This window comes from Marinobacterium rhizophilum DSM 18822 (genome assembly GCF_000378045.1).
Lineage (GTDB): Bacteria > Pseudomonadota > Gammaproteobacteria > Pseudomonadales > Balneatricaceae > Marinobacterium_A > Marinobacterium_A rhizophilum.
Map to the genome: position 1 here is coordinate 32,806 of NZ_KB899100.1, position 16,497 is coordinate 49,302.

General features: G+C 60.1%; 18 protein-coding genes. 3 read left to right on the top strand and 15 right to left on the bottom strand.

The window, feature by feature from the left end; genetic code table 11:
- Positions 1 to 2 precede the first annotated feature (2 nt).
- Together F451_RS0113695 and dxs are read left to right on the top strand one after the other, a co-directional pair.
- A complete protein-coding gene (locus F451_RS0113695; protein WP_020681948.1) occupies positions 3 to 887 on the top strand; it encodes a polyprenyl synthetase family protein in 885 nt (294 codons plus the stop codon).
- Positions 887 to 2,665: a 1-deoxy-D-xylulose-5-phosphate synthase gene (gene dxs / locus F451_RS0113700; RefSeq protein WP_020681949.1), complete on the top strand. Its 1,779-nt coding sequence runs from the start codon at positions 887 to 889 to the stop codon at positions 2,663 to 2,665. The genes F451_RS0113695 and dxs overlap by 1 nt, the downstream gene beginning before the upstream one ends.
- Positions 2,666 to 2,786: 121 nt before the next feature.
- Here the strand turns inward: dxs and ribA are convergent, their stop codons facing one another.
- The 15 genes from ribA to F451_RS0113775 form a co-directional block, all read right to left on the bottom strand.
- Positions 2,787 to 3,404: a GTP cyclohydrolase II gene (gene ribA, locus F451_RS0113705; protein WP_026291760.1), complete on the bottom strand. Its 618-nt coding sequence runs from the start codon at positions 3,402 to 3,404 to the stop codon at positions 2,787 to 2,789.
- 99 nt (positions 3,405 to 3,503) lie between these two features.
- Positions 3,504 to 4,886: an ATP-binding protein gene (locus F451_RS0113710; protein WP_020681951.1), complete on the bottom strand. Its 1,383-nt coding sequence runs from the start codon at positions 4,884 to 4,886 to the stop codon at positions 3,504 to 3,506.
- Positions 4,883 to 5,542 carry a response regulator transcription factor gene (locus tag F451_RS0113715; RefSeq protein ID WP_020681952.1) on the bottom strand — a complete coding sequence of 220 codons (660 nt, stop codon included), beginning with the start codon at positions 5,540 to 5,542 and terminating at the stop codon, positions 4,883 to 4,885. Before F451_RS0113715 ends, F451_RS0113710 begins: the two co-directional genes overlap by 4 nt.
- 15 nt (positions 5,543 to 5,557) lie before the next feature.
- The gene (locus tag F451_RS0113720; protein ID WP_020681953.1) at positions 5,558 to 5,860 is read right to left on the bottom strand and encodes a PepSY domain-containing protein; all 303 of its coding nucleotides are present in this window, start codon (positions 5,858 to 5,860) and stop codon (positions 5,558 to 5,560) included.
- Between the two features lie 243 nt (positions 5,861 to 6,103).
- Positions 6,104 to 6,442, bottom strand: coding sequence for a PBPRA1643 family SWIM/SEC-C metal-binding motif protein (locus F451_RS0113725; protein ID WP_020681954.1), 339 nt, complete (start codon positions 6,440 to 6,442; stop codon positions 6,104 to 6,106).
- Between the two features lie 92 nt (positions 6,443 to 6,534).
- Positions 6,535 to 7,002 (bottom strand): phosphatidylglycerophosphatase A family protein, encoded by a 468-nt coding sequence (locus tag F451_RS0113730; protein WP_020681955.1) that lies wholly within the window; start codon positions 7,000 to 7,002, stop codon positions 6,535 to 6,537.
- A gap of 14 nt (positions 7,003 to 7,016) precedes the next feature.
- Positions 7,017 to 8,009 carry a thiamine-phosphate kinase gene (gene thiL / locus F451_RS0113735; protein WP_020681956.1) on the bottom strand — a complete coding sequence of 331 codons (993 nt, stop codon included), beginning with the start codon at positions 8,007 to 8,009 and terminating at the stop codon, positions 7,017 to 7,019.
- 9 nt (positions 8,010 to 8,018) lie between these two features.
- Positions 8,019 to 8,498, bottom strand: coding sequence for a transcription antitermination factor NusB (gene nusB, locus F451_RS0113740; RefSeq protein WP_020681957.1), 480 nt, complete (start codon positions 8,496 to 8,498; stop codon positions 8,019 to 8,021).
- A gap of 7 nt (positions 8,499 to 8,505) precedes the next feature.
- Positions 8,506 to 8,979, bottom strand: coding sequence for a 6,7-dimethyl-8-ribityllumazine synthase (gene ribH, locus F451_RS0113745; protein ID WP_026291761.1), 474 nt, complete (start codon positions 8,977 to 8,979; stop codon positions 8,506 to 8,508).
- Between the two features lie 12 nt (positions 8,980 to 8,991).
- Positions 8,992 to 10,107 (bottom strand): bifunctional 3,4-dihydroxy-2-butanone-4-phosphate synthase/GTP cyclohydrolase II, encoded by a 1,116-nt coding sequence (gene ribBA, locus F451_RS0113750; RefSeq protein ID WP_020681959.1) that lies wholly within the window; start codon positions 10,105 to 10,107, stop codon positions 8,992 to 8,994.
- Between the two features lie 24 nt (positions 10,108 to 10,131).
- Positions 10,132 to 10,821 (bottom strand): riboflavin synthase, encoded by a 690-nt coding sequence (locus F451_RS0113755; RefSeq protein WP_020681960.1) that lies wholly within the window; start codon positions 10,819 to 10,821, stop codon positions 10,132 to 10,134.
- A complete protein-coding gene (ribD, locus tag F451_RS0113760; protein ID WP_020681961.1) occupies positions 10,821 to 11,963 on the bottom strand; it encodes a bifunctional diaminohydroxyphosphoribosylaminopyrimidine deaminase/5-amino-6-(5-phosphoribosylamino)uracil reductase RibD in 1,143 nt (380 codons plus the stop codon). Before ribD ends, F451_RS0113755 begins: the two co-directional genes overlap by 1 nt.
- Entirely contained in the window at positions 11,963 to 12,439 is a 477-nt protein-coding gene (gene nrdR, locus F451_RS0113765) for a transcriptional regulator NrdR (RefSeq protein WP_020681962.1), read from the bottom strand. Before nrdR ends, ribD begins: the two co-directional genes overlap by 1 nt.
- Before the next feature lie 208 nt (positions 12,440 to 12,647).
- Positions 12,648 to 13,904 (bottom strand): serine hydroxymethyltransferase, encoded by a 1,257-nt coding sequence (gene glyA, locus F451_RS0113770; protein ID WP_026291762.1) that lies wholly within the window; start codon positions 13,902 to 13,904, stop codon positions 12,648 to 12,650.
- Between the two features lie 221 nt (positions 13,905 to 14,125).
- Positions 14,126 to 14,542, bottom strand: a complete 417-nt coding sequence (locus F451_RS0113775; protein ID WP_020681964.1) for an Hsp20/alpha crystallin family protein — start codon at positions 14,540 to 14,542, stop codon at positions 14,126 to 14,128.
- A 282-nt stretch (positions 14,543 to 14,824) separates the two neighbouring features.
- Here F451_RS0113775 and ettA point away from each other — a divergent pair, with 282 nt between their 5' ends.
- Entirely contained in the window at positions 14,825 to 16,483 is a 1,659-nt protein-coding gene (gene ettA / locus F451_RS0113780) for an energy-dependent translational throttle protein EttA (protein WP_026291763.1), read from the top strand.
- The last annotated feature ends 14 nt before the right edge of the window (positions 16,484 to 16,497 follow it).

Sequence of the window (16,497 nt, forward strand, 5' to 3'; positions counted from 1 at the left end):
CCGTGGCCCTGAATTCTCTGTTGCAACAGTATTGCCAACGCGTTGAACACGCACTTGATACCCGCCTGCAACATCGCAGTATCGAGCCCAGGCTGCAGGAAGCCATGCGTTATGCACTCTTCAACGGCGGCAAGCGCATTCGCCCAGGCCTGGTCTACCTTTGCAACCAGCTGCTTGGCGGACAGCTGAGCACCGCAGACGCGCCTGCCTGCGCCATGGAAGCCATCCACAGCTATTCCCTGGTGCATGACGACCTCCCTGCCATGGACGACGATGACCTGCGCCGCGGCAAGCCTACGTGTCACATCGCGTTCGATGAAGCCTGTGCCATACTGGCCGGCGATGCGCTGCAATGCACCGCCTTCGAGTGGCTGGCGCAGCCACAAGCCGAGCTGCAACCGCAGCTGCAAATGCGCATGCTGACAGTCCTCGCACGGGCTGCGGGGGATCGGGGCATGGTGGCCGGACAGGCGTTCGACCTGGCCCATGTCGGGCAAAGCCTGACGCTTGATGAACTGCAGCAGATGCATCGCCACAAGACCGGCGCCCTGCTCACCGCATCGGTGGAGCTGGGCGCACTGTCCGCCGGCATTGACAGCGGCGAGCGCTACGAAGCCCTGTGCCGCTTTGGCGATGCCATCGGCCTGGCCTTCCAGGTGCAGGACGACATCCTGGATATCGAAGGTGACACGGCAACACTTGGCAAGCCACAGGGTTCGGATCTGGCACAGAACAAGCCGACCTTCCCGGCGCTGCTCGGGCTGGCGGGAGCGCGGGACAAGCTGCAGCAGCTGCATGACCAGGCCATCGACGCCCTGACCCTGTTTGGCCCCGCAGCCGACCCGTTGCGCGCCCTGGCCGACTACATCGTCAAACGGGATCACTGATGTTCGAACAGATCCCGCTACAGCGCCCGGCAACAGCGTTGCTCGACAGCATCGACAGCCCGGCGCAGCTGCGCCAGCTCGACCCGGCCCAGTTGCCTGAGCTGGCCGAGCAGCTGCGCGCCTTTCTCCTCTACAGCGTTGGCCAGACCGGCGGTCACTTTGGCGCAGGTCTCGGTGTTATCGAGCTGACCGTGGCGCTGCATTACTGCCTTAACACGCCCGAGGATCATCTGATCTGGGACGTCGGCCACCAGTGCTACCCCCACAAGATCCTGACGGGCCGACGCGAGCAGATGTTCAGCATGCGCCAGCAGGATGGCCTCGCGCCTTTCCCCAAGCGCGCTGAAAGCCGCTACGACACCTTTGGCACCGGCCATTCCAGCACCTCGATCAGCGCGGCGCTGGGGATGGCCCTGGCGGACCAGCTGCAGGGCCGCGAGCATCGTTCGGTCGCCGTCATCGGTGACGGTGCCATGACCGCGGGTATGGCGTTTGAAGCGCTGAACCATGCAGGCCACACCGGTGCCAACCTGCTGGTGATTCTGAACGACAACGACATGTCGATCTCCCACAATGAAGGCGGGCTGGCGACCTATCTGGCGAAAAACCTCAAGCACCGCACCGACACCAATGTGGCCGCCCCCCTGTTTGAAGCGCTGGAATTTGCCTACACAGGCCCGCTGGACGGGCATGATTTCTCGGTCCTGCTGCCGGCGCTGCACAAGGTGCTCAACGCCAAGGGGCCCCAGTTTCTGCACATTGTGACCCGCAAGGGCAAGGGCTTTGCCCCGGCCGAAGCGGACCCTGTGGGTTACCACGCCATCACCAAGATCGAGCCGGTAGCCAAGCCGCCGGCGCCCGCCAGGGCCAAGTTTGCCAATATATTTGGTCGCTGGATCTGCGATCAGGCCGATGTCGATGACAGGCTCGTTGCCATCACACCGGCCATGTGCGAGGGCTCGGATCTGATCGAGTTTTCAGAACGTTTTCCCGAGCGCTACTTCGACGTCGCCATCGCCGAACAGCATGCGCTTACACTGGCGGCAGGGCTGGCCTGCGGCGGCATGAAGCCGGTGGTAGCCATCTACTCGACCTTTCTGCAGCGCGCCTATGACCAGCTGGTACATGATATCGCCATTCAGCAGCTCGATGTGCTGTTGACGCTCGACCGGGCCGGTCTGGTGGGTGAGGACGGCGCCACCCATGCGGGCCTGTTCGATATCGCCTGTCTGCGCACGCTGCCGGACATGCTCATCATGACGCCCTCCGATGAGCAGGAGTTGCGTGATCTTTTATACACCGGCTACATGCATTCGGGGCCTGCGGCGGTGCGCTATCCCCGTGGCGGCGGCCCGGGCCTTGTGCCGGGTGCCGGCATGAACCGAATCCCGTTGGGACACAGCAGAACGCTGCGCAGCGGCCGTCGCGCAGCCTTGCTGAACTTCGGCCCGTTGCTGCCCCAGGCACAGGCGGCCGCCGAAGCGCTGGACCTGACGCTGGTGGATATGCGTTTTGTGAAACCACTGGATGAAAGCCGTATCACTGAGCTCGCGGCCAGCCATCACCTGCTGGTCACGCTGGAGGATCACGCCATACAGGGAGGCGCCGGTTCTGCGGTGGCTGAGTATTTGCAGGCCAGCAACCTGCATGGAAATCTGCTCTGCCTCGGTGTGCCCGATCGCTGGATCGAACACGCCTCACGGGCTGAGCAGTTAGTAGATTGCGGTCTAAGTGCAGACCAGATCGAAACACGCATCGCTGCGCGGCTTAACGCCTAGGTTAAACGCAGCACAGACCATTAAAGAGTCTGCCCGCCTGGCCATGGATCGCCTAGCCATGGATGCAGGTGTCGGGCTGCGGTGTTCCACCGGCACCCAACCTGCACCAGGCTGTATTCGCTTAGTCTTCTTCTTCGTCCCGAAAGTGATGCTCGGTCATCATATGGCCAAGCTTGCCCATCTTCGTTGCCAGGTAGTGTTCGTTGTGGCGGTTCTTGCCCACCTGCAACGGCACCCGTTCAGACACCGGCACACCGTACTGTTCCAGCGCCTTGACCTTGCGGGGGTTGTTGGTCATAAGCTTGACCTGCTGCACGCCCAGGTGCTCAAGCATCGGCAGACACATGCTGTAGTCGCGCATGTCGGCGGCGAAGCCCAATTGCTCGTTAGCTTCAACGGTATCGGCGCCACCATCCTGCAGATGATAGGCACGAATCTTGTTCAACAGGCCGATACCACGCCCTTCCTGGCGCAGATACAGCAATACGCCGCGACCTTCCTCACTGATGCGCTTGAGCGCTTCCTGCAGCTGAAAGCCGCAATCACAGCGCAGACTGAACAGTGCATCGCCGGTCAGGCACTCGGAATGGGCGCGCGTAAGCACAGCAGCGCTGCCGGACACATCGCCATAGACCAGGGCGACATGTTCCTTGCCGCTGCTTTCGTCCTCGAAACCCACCATGGTGAAGGTTCCCCAGGGGGTTGGCAATTTGGACGATGCAACATATTTAACTGACACAGACCGATCCTCAGCGAACGAAGGCGCATATTTTAGCAGCAGCCTGCGCGTCAGGCGACGTTTCGATTATTTCCCTTAAATGGAGGCAGAGGAACCCTTTTACAAGGGGCGCGCAGCACTGTCGCGCTTCTTGCTGGTTCCCAGATCCAGGCCCTGTCGACGCGGCAGCAGCAGCCGCACTTCCAGCCCGCCCAGATCTGAGCGCTGCAGGTCCAGTTCACCTTCATACTGACGCACGATCTCGCTGACAATGCTCATGCCAAGACCATGACCCGCACGCGATTCATCCAGTCGCTCGCCCCGCTGCAGCAGGCGCTCACGCTGATCCGCTGCCACCCCCGGGCCATCATCGGCAATGCGCAGGTCCAGGCAGTGTTCATCCATTGTGCCCGTGACGCGCACCCGGCTTCGCGCCCACTTGCAGGCGTTATCGAGCAGATTGCCCAGCAGCTCGACCAGATCATCCCGCTCGCCGGGAAAGTAGCTGGTCGCCGAAATCTGGGTATCAATTTGCAGCGAACGGTCACGATGCACGGCGTGCATCGTGCGTACCAGCTTGTCGAGTTCCTGCTGCAGGTAAATACGCTGCCCCGGCAGGGCAGAGCCGGCGATCCGAGCCCGGCGCAGCTCCCGCTCCATCAGCTCACGCAACGTGCGCGACTGCTCGCGCAGGGCCTCGGCCTGCTCGGGCGCTATACGGTGCAGTGCCTCGATCTGGCGATCCAGTATCGTGAGCGGTGTCTTGGCGGCATGGGCCAGATTGCCCAGCGCATTACGCGAGCGGGTCAGGCGCATTTCCATGCTCTGAACCAGATAGTTGATTTCCGTGACCAGCGGCTCAACCTCGGCCGTGTCGGCCTCCGGCAACTGGCGTATCTCACCCTGTTTAAGCTGATTAAGCTGGCCGCCCACGCGGACAAGGGATCGCAACCCGCCGCGAATCACCATGATCTGAGCCAGCAACATGGCGCCGAGAAACAGCCCCACCACCAGCATCATACCCCAGCGCAACCGGGCCAGCCCCTGCTCGATGTGGCTCACATCCGACGCCAGCAGCATACGAAGCTGGCGCCCGTCCTTGGTGAAAACCTCTTCGCGTACCAGCCAGGGCCGGTCATGCTTTTTCAATAACCGCAGGCCCTGGCTGCCAACCGGCTCACCACCGTCAAGCGGTATGCTCTCATCCCAGAGCGAGCGCGAGTAATGCCATTTGGGGTCATCGCCGATCTGGAACTGGAAATAATGACCGGACATCGGCTGTTCATACACAGGCGCGACGTATTGCGCGTTAATGCGCCAGCCACCACTGTCGTCCATCTCGACGGACTTGAGCAGCACATAGGCCTCGCTGCCGAGGCTGGCGTTGACAAAATCGTAGGCGGTCTGGCGCAGAAACCAGCTGTAGGACACCCATAGAATCAGGCACAGCGCCAGGGTGATAAGCACAAAGGCACTGTTGAGGCGGGTCTGAATGGATTTCACGGCCGAAAGACGTAACCCTGGCCGCGTCGTGTCTCGATGCGGTCATGGCCGATTTTCTTGCGCAGCATTTTGATGTAGGCCTCGATCACGTTGCTGTCGTTTTCGACCGCGTCATCGTACAGATGCTCGACCAGCTGCAGCTTGGACAATACCCGTGCCGGGTTGTGCATGAAGTAGCGCAGCAGGCGGTATTCGGTGCCGGTCAGGCTGATCGGCGCCTGGCCATCGGGCACCACGGACTGGGTCTTTTCATCCAGCACCAGGCCCGCCACTTCCAGCGCGGCACCGGCCTGCTGATGCACCCGGCGCAGCAGTGCGCTCATGCGCAGCAGCAACTCTTCGTTATGAAAGGGTTTGCAGAGGTAATCATCGGCGCCGGCTTCAAAGCCATCGACCCGCTCCTGCCAGGCGGAACGGGCGGTGAGAATAAGCACCGGCAGAGCATTCTTGCGTTTGCGCCAGTTATGCAGCACCTCAAGCCCGGGTCGTCCCGGCAGCCCCAGATCGAGCACGGCAATATCATAGATATCCTCGTAGCCCGCAGCTTCTGCATCCACGCCATTATCGACCAGATCAACGGCATAACCGCTGCGCGCCAGCTCACTCTTGAGATCTGGACCCAGCACCGGGTCATCCTCTATCAGCAATACACGCATCGTCCCCAGTCTCCGTCAGAAGTCGACCATCTCACCCGAACGGGCATTAATGTGCAGCATGCGTACCACGCCATCCTTACCGGCCACCTCAAGTTCGTATATGTAGGCAGTGTCGGTCTGCAACAACGCGCTGTCGAGCAGCTGGCTGCCGGACAGCTGCTCGACACGTTCCATTAGATCCATCATAGAGAGGATTTCACCGGCTTCCACCAGCTTGCGGCAGGCCGCCGCGTCCAGCCGCATGGGCTGCAGGGCGCTGACACTGAGCGCAACACTGAGCAAGAATGCCGCAAATAACAGAAACTGAGGTTTTTTCATGGGCCCTCCGGTCGACAGCCTGAGGCCCGTCGCCGGGGTCAGTGCATGCCGCACTAATCAGACTGCAGCGTACGCTGGCTGTCTGAAATCAGACTGAATGCGGGATCTTTACACACCTTCGGTAACGCCGAGGACGACTGCAGTCGTTATCACTGCTGCCGGAAAAAAATAACCTGAACAGCTCAAACGCCAGGTCATTGGCACGCGACTTGGACTCTACCCGAATTGAACTCGAGTTTTTGCTTAAGCACCACAGCACTTTTTGTACTTAAGCCCGCTACCACAAGTGCAGGGATCATTGCGGTTGGGCTTGGCATCCAGACTGACGGTTTTGGGTTTGTTTATCATGCCGAGCAGGTCAGCAATATTTTCGTCAACGTGCGCATCAACCGTAATCGTCGCAATCAGCTGATGTTCAACCAGCAGGGCCTCAACTTCAACCTTGCGTGCTTCGTTTTGCACTGACAGCAGTAACGGTGCGCTTTGGGTTCCCAGTTTCGCGGCGCGTTTGGTGTTGTAGCCATAACTGGAATGTTTGGGTTTGGGTGTTTTGTTACCCTTAAAAAAAAACTTATCAGACATGAAGCAAAACCTGTTTGGGGAGAATCGAATTGCGAAATTTCGCGGTACAAAATACGACGCGGCGAGCATGACTCGCCGCATCTGTCAGGGCGCTAGAAAAGGTACAGCAGCAACTGCAGCACCAGCCACGCGTAAACGCCGGCCAGTACGTCATCCAGCATAATGCCGAAACCACCCTCTACTCTTTGATCGATTACCCGTATGGGCCAGGGCTTCCAGATATCGAACAGCCGGAACAGCGCAAATCCCGCCAGTATCCAGTACCACTGGACCGGCACGAACAGCATGGTAATCCAGAAACCGACAAACTCATCCCAGACGATGCCCGGGTGATCATGCACACCCAGATCCTGTGCCGTGCGACCACATAGATAGATACCCAGCAGCGCTGCCAACACCAGCACAACCAGATAACCGGACAACGGCAACAGGGTCATGAGTAGATAGAACGGTATTGCCGCCAGGGTACCAAAAGTGCCGGGCGCTTTCGGTGCCAGACCACTGCCAAAACCAAAAGCCAGAAAATGAACCGGATTACGCCACACGGCCAGACGCTGCATTGCTATTCCTTGTATCAGGCACTATTGCCCTGCGCAAAATGGTTGTAGCCGGCATCGACGGTGCCGCTGGACAGCTTCACGCCACCGTCTTCCAGGCAGAGCCCATCGGACGCAGGCAGTATTTCACCGACACAGCTGACCGGCACCTCATGGCTCTGCAGCTTTACGCAGAGCGCGTCCCAGCGTGCGGCCGGCACCGTGAAGCACAATTCGAAGTCTTCACCACCACAGAGCGCCCAGTCCCGTGCCTGCTGGATGTCAGTATAGGTCCGTAACGCACCGGATAGCGGCAGCTGCTGCCGCTCGATACGAGCGCCAACCTGACTGGCTTTGAGAATATGCCCCAGATCGGCCAGCAGGCCGTCGGAGATATCGATGCAGCTGCTGGCATAATCGGCAATCAGCAGCCCGGTGGCAAGACGTGGTTCAGGGGCAAAAAAACGCTGCAGTAGCGCAAGACTGGATGCTGGCAGCCGATCTGGCTGGGCATCGGGCCGCAGCTGGATATCCAGCCCCGCGCGACTGTCACCCAACGTACCGGTCACGCAAACGAGATCTCCTTCGCGCGCCCCGCGTCGATGCAGGCCACGCCCGGCCGGCACCAGCCCCTGCACCTGGACGCTCAGCGTGAGCGGCCCCCGGGTGGTATCCCCACCCACCAGGCGAATGCCAAATTGGCGCGCGCACCGCCCGAGCTGTTCGGAAAAAGCTGCCAGCCAGGCCTCGTCGGCACGGGGCAGCGTCAGCGCCAGGGTAAACCAGGCCGGTTGCGCCCCCATGGCGGCAAGATCACTCACCGCCGCCCCCATCAGCCGGCTGGCGATGTGCGCAGGCTCAGTGCCGGGCAGGAAGTGAGTTCCTTCAACCAGGGTATCGATTGAAAGCACCAGATCCATGCCGGATGGAACGCGCACCTGGGCACAGTCGTCCCCAATGCCGACAACGATACTGGCATCGTCGTCGGTCAAGCGACTGAAATAGTGCCGTATAAGCGCAAACTCGTCCAAGGCTGTCCGTTAGCCCTTTTTAGCGCGGATTTCAGCGTAGCGCACGCGCTGCGCCAGCTTGTCGAGCACACCGTTAACGTACTTGTGGCTTTCGGTCGCACCGAAGATTTTCGCCAGCTCGACGCTTTCATTGATTGCCACACGGTAGGGTACTTCAACCCGCTGCATCAGCTCATAGGTACCGATACGCAGCACCGCAAGCTCAATGGGATCCAGGTCGTGGACCGCACGATCCAGATAAGGCTCGAACGCCTTGTCCAGTTCGGTTTTGCGCTTGGCCACACCGTGCAGCAGCTCGGAGAACATCTGTACATCGGTGTCTTTCATGTCGTTATCGACACGAAACTGGGCGTCGATCTCGGTCAGCGGCTGACCGGCTATCTGCCACTGATAGACCGCCTGCAGCGCAAAGCTGCGGGCCGAACGACGTTTCTCGGTCAGAGAAACTTTTTTGCGCTTGTTGGGGATAGGAGCAGGAGCGTCGGACATGTTGCGCTTAAACCTCGAGTTGTCGCAGCAGGCTGACCATTTCCAGCGCTGACAAGGCCGCTTCCGCGCCCTTGTTGCCGGCCTTGGTGCCGGAGCGCTCGATTGCCTGCTCGATGCTGTTAACGGTCAGAATGCCATTTGCGACCGGGACATTGTATTCCATGGCGACCTGGGCCACGCCCTTGGAGCTTTCGGCGGACACATATTCAAAATGCGGCGTACCGCCACGGATCACGGCGCCCAGGGCGATGATGGCATCGTCCTTTTTCTGGGCCGCGACGCGCTGTACCGCCAGCGGGATTTCGAACGCGCCCGGTACACGGATCACGCGAATGTTCTCTTCCTGCACGCCGTGACGCTTGAGGGTATCAAGCGCTCCTTCGAGCAGGCTTTCCACCACGAACGCGTTGAAACGGCCGACCACGATGGCGTAGTTGCCGGCTCCGCTCACAAAATCACCTTCATATACTTTCACAGACATTGGCAGTCCCATTTAATCTTGGTATGGAATGTATTCTTCGATTTCCAGGTCAAACCCGGAAATTGCATTAAATTTCATCGGCGAGCTGAGCAGGCGCATCTTGCCCACACCCAGGTCACGCAGAATCTGGGAGCCGGTGCCCACGGTCAGGTAAGCGCCGGAGGAACTGACATTCACCTTGGACTTCTTCGGCCCCTGCAGCATATCCTGCAACGCCGTACCCAGGTTGATCTTGCTGCCCACATCCAGCAGCAGCACCACACCCTTGCCTTCCTCGGCGACCTTGCGCAGCGCACGGCGCATAGTCCACTTCACGGTTTCCCCAGGGCAGGCCCCCACGACATCGCGCAGCACTTCGGTGCGGATATGAACGCGCACCAGGGTCGGCTCCGTTGCGCTGATTTCACCCTGGGTCAGTGCCAGATGTGTGCAGTTCTGAATTTCGTCACGGTAGGTAATGAAGTTGAAATCACCAAACTCGGTCGGCAGCACGCCTTCGTCCTCGCGCACCACCGTGTGCTCATTCAGCGTACGGTAGTGAATCAGGTCGGCGATAGTACCGATCTTGAGACCATGTTTCTCGGCAAATTTTTCCAGATCGGGCCGACGCGCCATGCTGCCGTCTTCGTTCATGATCTCGACGATCACCGACGCCGGCGACAAACCGGCCAGCCGCGGCAGGTCACAGCCGGCTTCGGTGTGGCCTGCGCGGCTCAGCACGCCGCCGGGCTGCGCCATGAGCGGGAAGATATGACCGGGCTGAACGATATCTTCAGGCACCGCATCGCCGCGCACGGCAACCCGCACCGTATGGGCGCGGTCGGCGGCGGAGATCCCGGTGGTCACACCGGTTGCCGCTTCAATGGACAGGGTAAAGTTGGTGGAGAACTGGGCGCCATTGCTCTGCACCATCAGCGGCAGCTTGAGCTGTTCGCAGCGGCTGCGGGTCAGTGTCAGGCAGATCAGGCCCCTCGCATGGGTGGCCATGAAGTTGATATCCTCGGCCCGTACCATCTCCGCGGCAATCACCAGGTCGCCTTCATTCTCGCGGTCTTCATCATCCATCAGGATGACCATCTTGCCCTGACGAATATCCTCGATCAGTTCTTCTGTCGTATTCAGCTGCATCGATATGTTCTCGTATTGGGCGCCTCAGCGCCGGCTGTATCCGTATTCGGCCAGTTTGGCCAGTGTCAGACCATCATTCTGTGCTGCAGGCTCGGCCTGTGCCTCAGCGCTGTGCTGGGCGGGCGTGAACTGCAGCAGACGCTCCATGTAGCGGGCCAGTACATCCACTTCCAGGTGCACCGCCCGACCGGGCTGATAAGTGCCCGTGATTGCCTCACCGGCAGTATGGGGCACTATGTTCAGTTCAAATTCGGCGCCGTCCACAGAATTGACGGTCAGGCTGACACCATCCACGGTAATCGACCCCTTGGGAGCAATATAACGCGCCAGGGCTCCGGGTGCCCGCACGCGGTAGACAATTGAGCGGGCGTCTTCGCGCCGCTCCAGCACCTGGCCGACCGCATCCACATGACCGGTTACGATATGACCGCCCAGGCGCCCGCTGGGCATCATGGCTTTTTCCAGATTGACCCGCTCACCCACAGCCAGCTTGTCAAAGCGGGTATGGGCCAGCGTTTCCCGGGAGACATCGGCCCAGAAGCCATCACCAGGCAAAGCCACGGCAGTGAGACAGACACCGTTGGTGGCGATGCTGTCGCCGAGTTTCACGTCGCTCAGATCCAGGTCCCGGGTTTGCACATAGAGACGCATGTCCCCCTGGCGCATTTCGATTGCTGCAATCTGGCCGATAGCCTCAATAATGCCGGTAAACATCAAGCCTGCTCCTGTTGCGGGTACTGGGGTTTCAGACTGAAACGGATATCCGTGCCAAGCTGGCGCATGTCCTCCAGCTGCAACGGAATCTGCTGATCCATGCGTTCGAATGGTAGCTCCAGCAAGGGCCGTGCGGCCGAGCCCAGCAGCTTGGGTGCCATGTAGACCAGGATTTCGTCAACCAGTTGCGCCGCCACCAGGGCACCGGCCAGGGTGGCGCCGGTCTCTACCAGCAGTTCATTACACTGCTCGGCGCCAAGCCAGTCGAGCAGGGCTCCCAGGTCCACCCGGCCATTCGGGCCCGGCAAACAGAGCAATTGTGCGCCCCGCTCGACCAGCGCCGCCTGGGCCAGGCTGTCGTTCTGGCAGGTCACCACCAGGGTGCGACCCGGCTGAGCCAGGATACGGGCCTGGGGCGGCATGCGCAGCCGGCTGTCCAGTACCAGCCGCAGCGGCTGACGAGCGCCGACGGCCTCCAGTTCAGCGGCACTGAAACCTGCCTCGGCCGGCCGCACAGTTAAGGAGGAGTCATCCAGCAAAATGGAATCCACCCCGGTAAGGATGGCCGAACTGCGCGCCCGCAGGCGCTGCACGTCGGCGCGCGCCGCGCTGCCTGTGATCCACTGTGATTCGCCGCTGGCCATGGCGGTACGGCCATCGAGACTCATCGCCAGCTTGAGGCGCACCCAGGGCCGACCTGTTTCCATGCGACGGATGAAGCCCGGATTAAGCCTGCGAGCCTCGTCTTCGAGCAGGCCGCTATCAGTACTGATGCCAGCACTGCGCAAGCGCTCAAGTCCGCGCCCGGCCACCTGGGGATTGGGATCCACCATGGCCGCAACGACCCGGCCTACACCCGCACGCACCAGAGCCTCGGCACAGGGCGGCGTGCGCCCCTGATGGCTGCAGGGCTCCAGCGTCACATAAGCCGTACAGCCACGCGCCCGGTCACCGGCCTGGCGCAGCGCATTGACCTCGGCATGACCTTCGCCAGCGCGCACATGGTAGCCCTCGCCCACCAGCTCATCACCCTGCACCAGCACGCAACCGACCCGCGGGTTGGGATCGGTACTGTACAGCCCCTGGCGCGCCAGCCGAATGGCCCGTGCCATCCAGGCATGATCCTGCTCGCTCCAGCGCATCACGGGGAGTCCTCAGTGAGATCGTCCTGGGATGAAAGGCGGTCGATCTCTTCCTTGAACTCGTTAATGTCCTGAAAGCTGCGGTAGACGGAGGCAAAGCGCACATACGCCACCTGGTCGAGCTTGCGCAGTTCCGCCATCACGGTTTCGCCCACCAGGCGCGACGGTACTTCACGCTCGCCGGTAGCACGCAGACGCAGCTTGATTCGGTTGATGGCCGCCTCGATCGCTTCCACCCCGACGGGGCGCTTTTCCAGCGCACGCTGAACGCCTGCGCGCAGCTTTTCTTCATCGAAAGGCTGACGCATGCCATCGGCCTTGATCAGGCGCGGCATTAACAGTTCGGCTGCTTCGTAGGAGGTAAATCGCTCATGGCAACTGATGCATTCTCGCCTGCGTCGCACTTGCTGCCCTTCGGCAACCAGACGCGAATCCACCACCTTGGTTTCATTAGCGCCGCAAAATGGACAATGCATAGAACAATCCTGCCAGTCAAAGAGCGTGCGGAGAGGCGTAAATCGACGCGTCATCCGGTGTGTGTAACCGCGCGCTGAGCGCGGATCGGGCCAAAGTGCCCAAATAGCAAAAGGCGGCTAAAAAGCCGCCTGCGGATTCTACCCGAATTGCTGCACGTTTTGTACCCGCAGCAGCACTGTCGCGACTGCAGCGGGGACAGGCTCCCGTTTACTTGTAAACCGGGAAACGAGCGCAGATATCCAGCACCTTCGCCCTGACCGCCTCAATGGTCTGCTCGTTCTCGATATCGTCAAGGACATCGCAGATCCAGCCGGTCAGCTCGGTCACTTCCGCTTCCTTGAAGCCACGGCGGGTGACAGCCGGGGTGCCGATGCGCAGACCCGAGGTGACGAAGGGTGAGCGCGGATCGTTCGGAACGGCATTCTTGTTGACGGTGATGTTGGCGCGGCCGAGGGCGGCGTCTGCATCCTTGCCGGTGACGTCCTTCTTGATCAGGTCAACCAGGAACAGGTGGTCATCGGTACCGCCGGAGACGATATCAATGCCGCGGTCGAGGAACACCTTGACCATCGCCTGGGCGTTTTTCACGACCTGCGCCTGGTATTCCTTCCATTCCGGCTCCATCGCTTCTTTGAAGCACACCGCCTTGCCGGCGATGATGTGCATCAGCGGGCCGCCCTGAGATTCAGGGAAGACAGCAAAGTTCAGCTTTTTCTGCAGCTCTTCATCGGCACGGGCCGAGAGGATCAGGCCACCACGCGGGCCGCCCAGGGTCTTGTGGGTCGTCGTGGTGACAACGTCGGCAATCTCGATCGGGCTCGGGTAAACACCCGCCGCCACGAGGCCCGCTACGTGCGCCATATCGACGAACAGGAAGGCACCGACCTTGTCCGCGATATCGCGGAAACGCTGCCAGTCGACGATACGGGAATAGGCGGAGAAGCCGGCTATGATCATCTTCGGCTTGTGTTCCAGAGCCAGCCGCTCAACTTCAGCGTAATCGATTTCGCCGGTTTCAGCATTCAGGCCGTACTGCACAGCGTTGTAGATGCGACCGGAGAAGGAGACCGAAGCACCGTGGGTCAGGTGTCCACCGTGGGCCAGGCTCATACCCAGAATGGTGTCGCCCGGCTTGCACAACGCCATGAATACAGCGGCGTTGGCCTGAGAGCCCGAATGCGGCTGCACGTTGGCATAAGTCGCACCGAACAGCGTCTTGGCACGCTCGATCGCCAGCTCTTCGACGATATCGACGTATTCGCAACCACCGTAGTAACGCTTGTGGGGATAGCCTTCGGCATACTTGTTGGTCAGACCTGAGCCCTGAGCTTCCATAACGCGCGGGCTGGTGTAGTTCTCCGACGCGATCAGCTCGATATGCTCTTCCTGACGGCGCTCTTCTGCCTGAATGGCAGCGCTGAGATCCGGGTCGTATCCGGCGATGGTCATCTCTTTGCTAAACATAGCTGTCCCCAAATTATGCAAAGGCGGTGCGGTGCCGCAATCCCAATGTAGCCTGGAGCCGACAAGGCCCAAACCCGGAATCGCTACAGCACCGCGGAAAAGGGCGCCATTATAGTCGAATTGCGGGCGAAGACGCACTTGAAAGTGGATCAATGCAACCGGAGGGGAATTCACGCAGAAGCCCCGCCGCAGCGGGGCCGTTATCTCGTGAATACAACACGCTATTCGATAGCAATATGCCGGGACTCGTTCGGCAGTGCCTCCTGTTTAGGCAACGAAAGGGACAGTACGCCGTTATCAAACTGTGCTTTGACAGCCGAAGCATCAACATCTGAACCGATGGACAACTGGCGCAGAAACTCGCCATAGTGGCGCTCATGGCGAATCAGCTTGCCCTCTTTTTCCTCTTTTTCTTCCGACTCGGTCTTAGCTCGAATACTGAGAATGCCGTTATCCAGGCTGATCTTGATGTCTTCTTTCTTTACACCAGGAAGGTCGACCTTGACCTTGTAACTGCCATCGCTTTCATGCACATCGATAGCAGGTACCTTCTCGCCCGTGCTTCGGGTCACCGGACGAAAGAAATCACTGAAAAAGGAATCGTCGAACAGACTGTTAAAGCGGGTCAGGTTGCTCATTTTTCATTCCTCCTTTGTCTTCAATTGGCTAACGCAACAGGGCCCTTGCCGATCAGCAGCAGCTCAGGGTCATCAAACACCGTGGCAGGAAGCGAGCACCCTCAGCTGACGGACGCCACCACCTGTATGTTAAGTTTAGACCTGCCGGCAAAAACATCGCCAGTCAGCACTTGATACAAATCAAGGCAATGCCAGATTTAAGCGGCATGACGCAGCATTAGCCATTGCTTGCCCCGATCAGCTAAAATTGCGGCCAACCCAGAACTGACAGGTCCTGTTCCCATGGCTCAATATGTGTATTCGATGGACCGCCTCGGCAAGGTCGTGCCGCCGAAGCGTGAAATCCTCAAAAATATTTCGTTATCCTTTTTCCCCGGCGCCAAGATCGGCGTACTCGGCCTCAACGGCTCGGGTAAATCCACCCTGCTGCGCATCATGGCCGGCGTTGACAAGGAATACATCGGCGAAGCCCGCCCCATGCCCGGCCTCAATGTCGGCTACCTGCCGCAGGAACCGGAACTTGACGACAGCAAGACCGTGCGTGAAATCGTTGAAGAGTCGGTTGCCGATGTAAAGGAAGCCCTGGCCGGACTCGATGCCGTCTATGCTGCCTATGCCGAACCCGATGCCGACTTCGATGAACTGGCCAAACGCCAGGCCGAATTCGAGAACCTGATCCAGACCAAAGACGGCCATAACCTGGAAAACGCTCTGGAGCGCGCCGCCGACGCCCTGCGCCTGCCCGCCTGGGACGCCGAAGTGAAACACCTGTCTGGCGGTGAACGCCGCCGTGTGGCCCTGTGCCGCCTGCTGCTCGACAAGCCCGACATGCTGCTGCTGGACGAGCCGACCAACCACCTGGATGCCGAGTCAGTGGCCTGGATCGAGCGTTTCCTGCAGGAATACCCGGGCACCGTGGTCGCCATCACCCATGACCGCTACTTCCTCGACAACGCTGCCGGCTGGATTCTGGAGCTGGACCGCGGTCGCGGCATTCCCTATGAAGGCAACTATTCCTCCTGGCTGGAGCAAAAGGAAAGCCGCCTCGAAGCCGAAGCCAAGCAGGAAGCGGCACACCACAAGGCCGTATCGGCCGAGCTGGAATGGGTACGCCAGGGTCAGAAAGGCCGCCAGGCCAAGTCAAAGGCGCGCCTGAAGCAGTTCGAGGAAATGAACTCGCGCGAATTCCAGACCCGCAATGAAACCCAGGAAATCTACATTCCACCTGGCCCCCGCCTGGGTGAAAAGGTGATCGAGGCCAGGAACATTTCCAAGGCCTATGGCGACAAGGTACTGATCGAAGACCTGAGTTTCTCGATTCCGCAGGGCGCCATCGTCGGCATCATCGGCGGTAACGGTGCCGGTAAGTCAACGCTGTTCAGGATGATCAGCGGTGAAGAAAAGCCGGATTCCGGCGACATCGAGCTGGGCTCCACGGTGAAGCTGGCCTACGTCAACCAGACCCGCGAGCTGGACGGTGACAAGACCGTGTTCGCGGAGATCTCCGACGGTCAGGACATCATTACGGTCGGCACCTACCAGACACCGTCGCGCGCCTACTGCGGCCGCTTCAACTTCAAGGGCGGCGATCAGCAGAAGCTGGTCAAGGACCTCTCCGGCGGTGAACGTAACCGCCTGCACATGGCCAAGCTGCTGAAGGAAGGCGGCAACGTGCTGCTGCTCGATGAGCCCACCAACGACCTGGACATCGAAACCCTGCGTGCGCTGGAAGAAGCCATTCTCGGCTTTCCGGGCTGCGCGGTGGTGATTTCCCATGACCGCTGGTTCCTCGACCGCATCTGCACCCATATGCTGGCGTACGAAGGCGACTCCAAGGTTGAATTCTTCGAAGGCAACTACACCGAGTACCAGGCGGACTACAAGCGCCGCTACGGCAAGGAACACCAGCCAGAGCGGATCAAGTACAAGCGCATGAACTGATATTCGCCCCCCCG

Excerpts from the sequence above, each read along its gene's own strand:
- dxs (WP_020681949.1), top strand. The coding sequence starts at position 887 with ATGTTCGAACAGATCCCGCTACAGCGCCCGGCAACAGCGTTGCTCGAC.
- F451_RS0113715 (WP_020681952.1), bottom strand. The coding sequence starts at position 5,542 with ATGCGTGTATTGCTGATAGAGGATGACCCGGTGCTGGGTCCAGATCTC.
- F451_RS0113720 (WP_020681953.1), bottom strand. The coding sequence starts at position 5,860 with ATGAAAAAACCTCAGTTTCTGTTATTTGCGGCATTCTTGCTCAGTGTT.
- F451_RS0113725 (WP_020681954.1), bottom strand. The coding sequence starts at position 6,442 with ATGTCTGATAAGTTTTTTTTTAAGGGTAACAAAACACCCAAACCCAAA.
- F451_RS0113730 (WP_020681955.1), bottom strand. The coding sequence starts at position 7,002 with ATGCAGCGTCTGGCCGTGTGGCGTAATCCGGTTCATTTTCTGGCTTTT.
- nusB (WP_020681957.1), bottom strand. The coding sequence starts at position 8,498 with ATGTCCGACGCTCCTGCTCCTATCCCCAACAAGCGCAAAAAAGTTTCT.
- ribH (WP_026291761.1), bottom strand. The coding sequence starts at position 8,979 with ATGTCTGTGAAAGTATATGAAGGTGATTTTGTGAGCGGAGCCGGCAAC.
- ribBA (WP_020681959.1), bottom strand. The coding sequence starts at position 10,107 with ATGCAGCTGAATACGACAGAAGAACTGATCGAGGATATTCGTCAGGGC.
- F451_RS0113755 (WP_020681960.1), bottom strand. The coding sequence starts at position 10,821 with ATGTTTACCGGCATTATTGAGGCTATCGGCCAGATTGCAGCAATCGAA.
- ribD (WP_020681961.1), bottom strand. The coding sequence starts at position 11,963 with ATGCGCTGGAGCGAGCAGGATCATGCCTGGATGGCACGGGCCATTCGG.
- nrdR (WP_020681962.1), bottom strand. The coding sequence starts at position 12,439 with ATGCATTGTCCATTTTGCGGCGCTAATGAAACCAAGGTGGTGGATTCG.
- glyA (WP_026291762.1), bottom strand. The coding sequence starts at position 13,904 with ATGTTTAGCAAAGAGATGACCATCGCCGGATACGACCCGGATCTCAGC.
- F451_RS0113775 (WP_020681964.1), bottom strand. The coding sequence starts at position 14,542 with ATGAGCAACCTGACCCGCTTTAACAGTCTGTTCGACGATTCCTTTTTC.
- ettA (WP_026291763.1), top strand. The coding sequence starts at position 14,825 with ATGGCTCAATATGTGTATTCGATGGACCGCCTCGGCAAGGTCGTGCCG.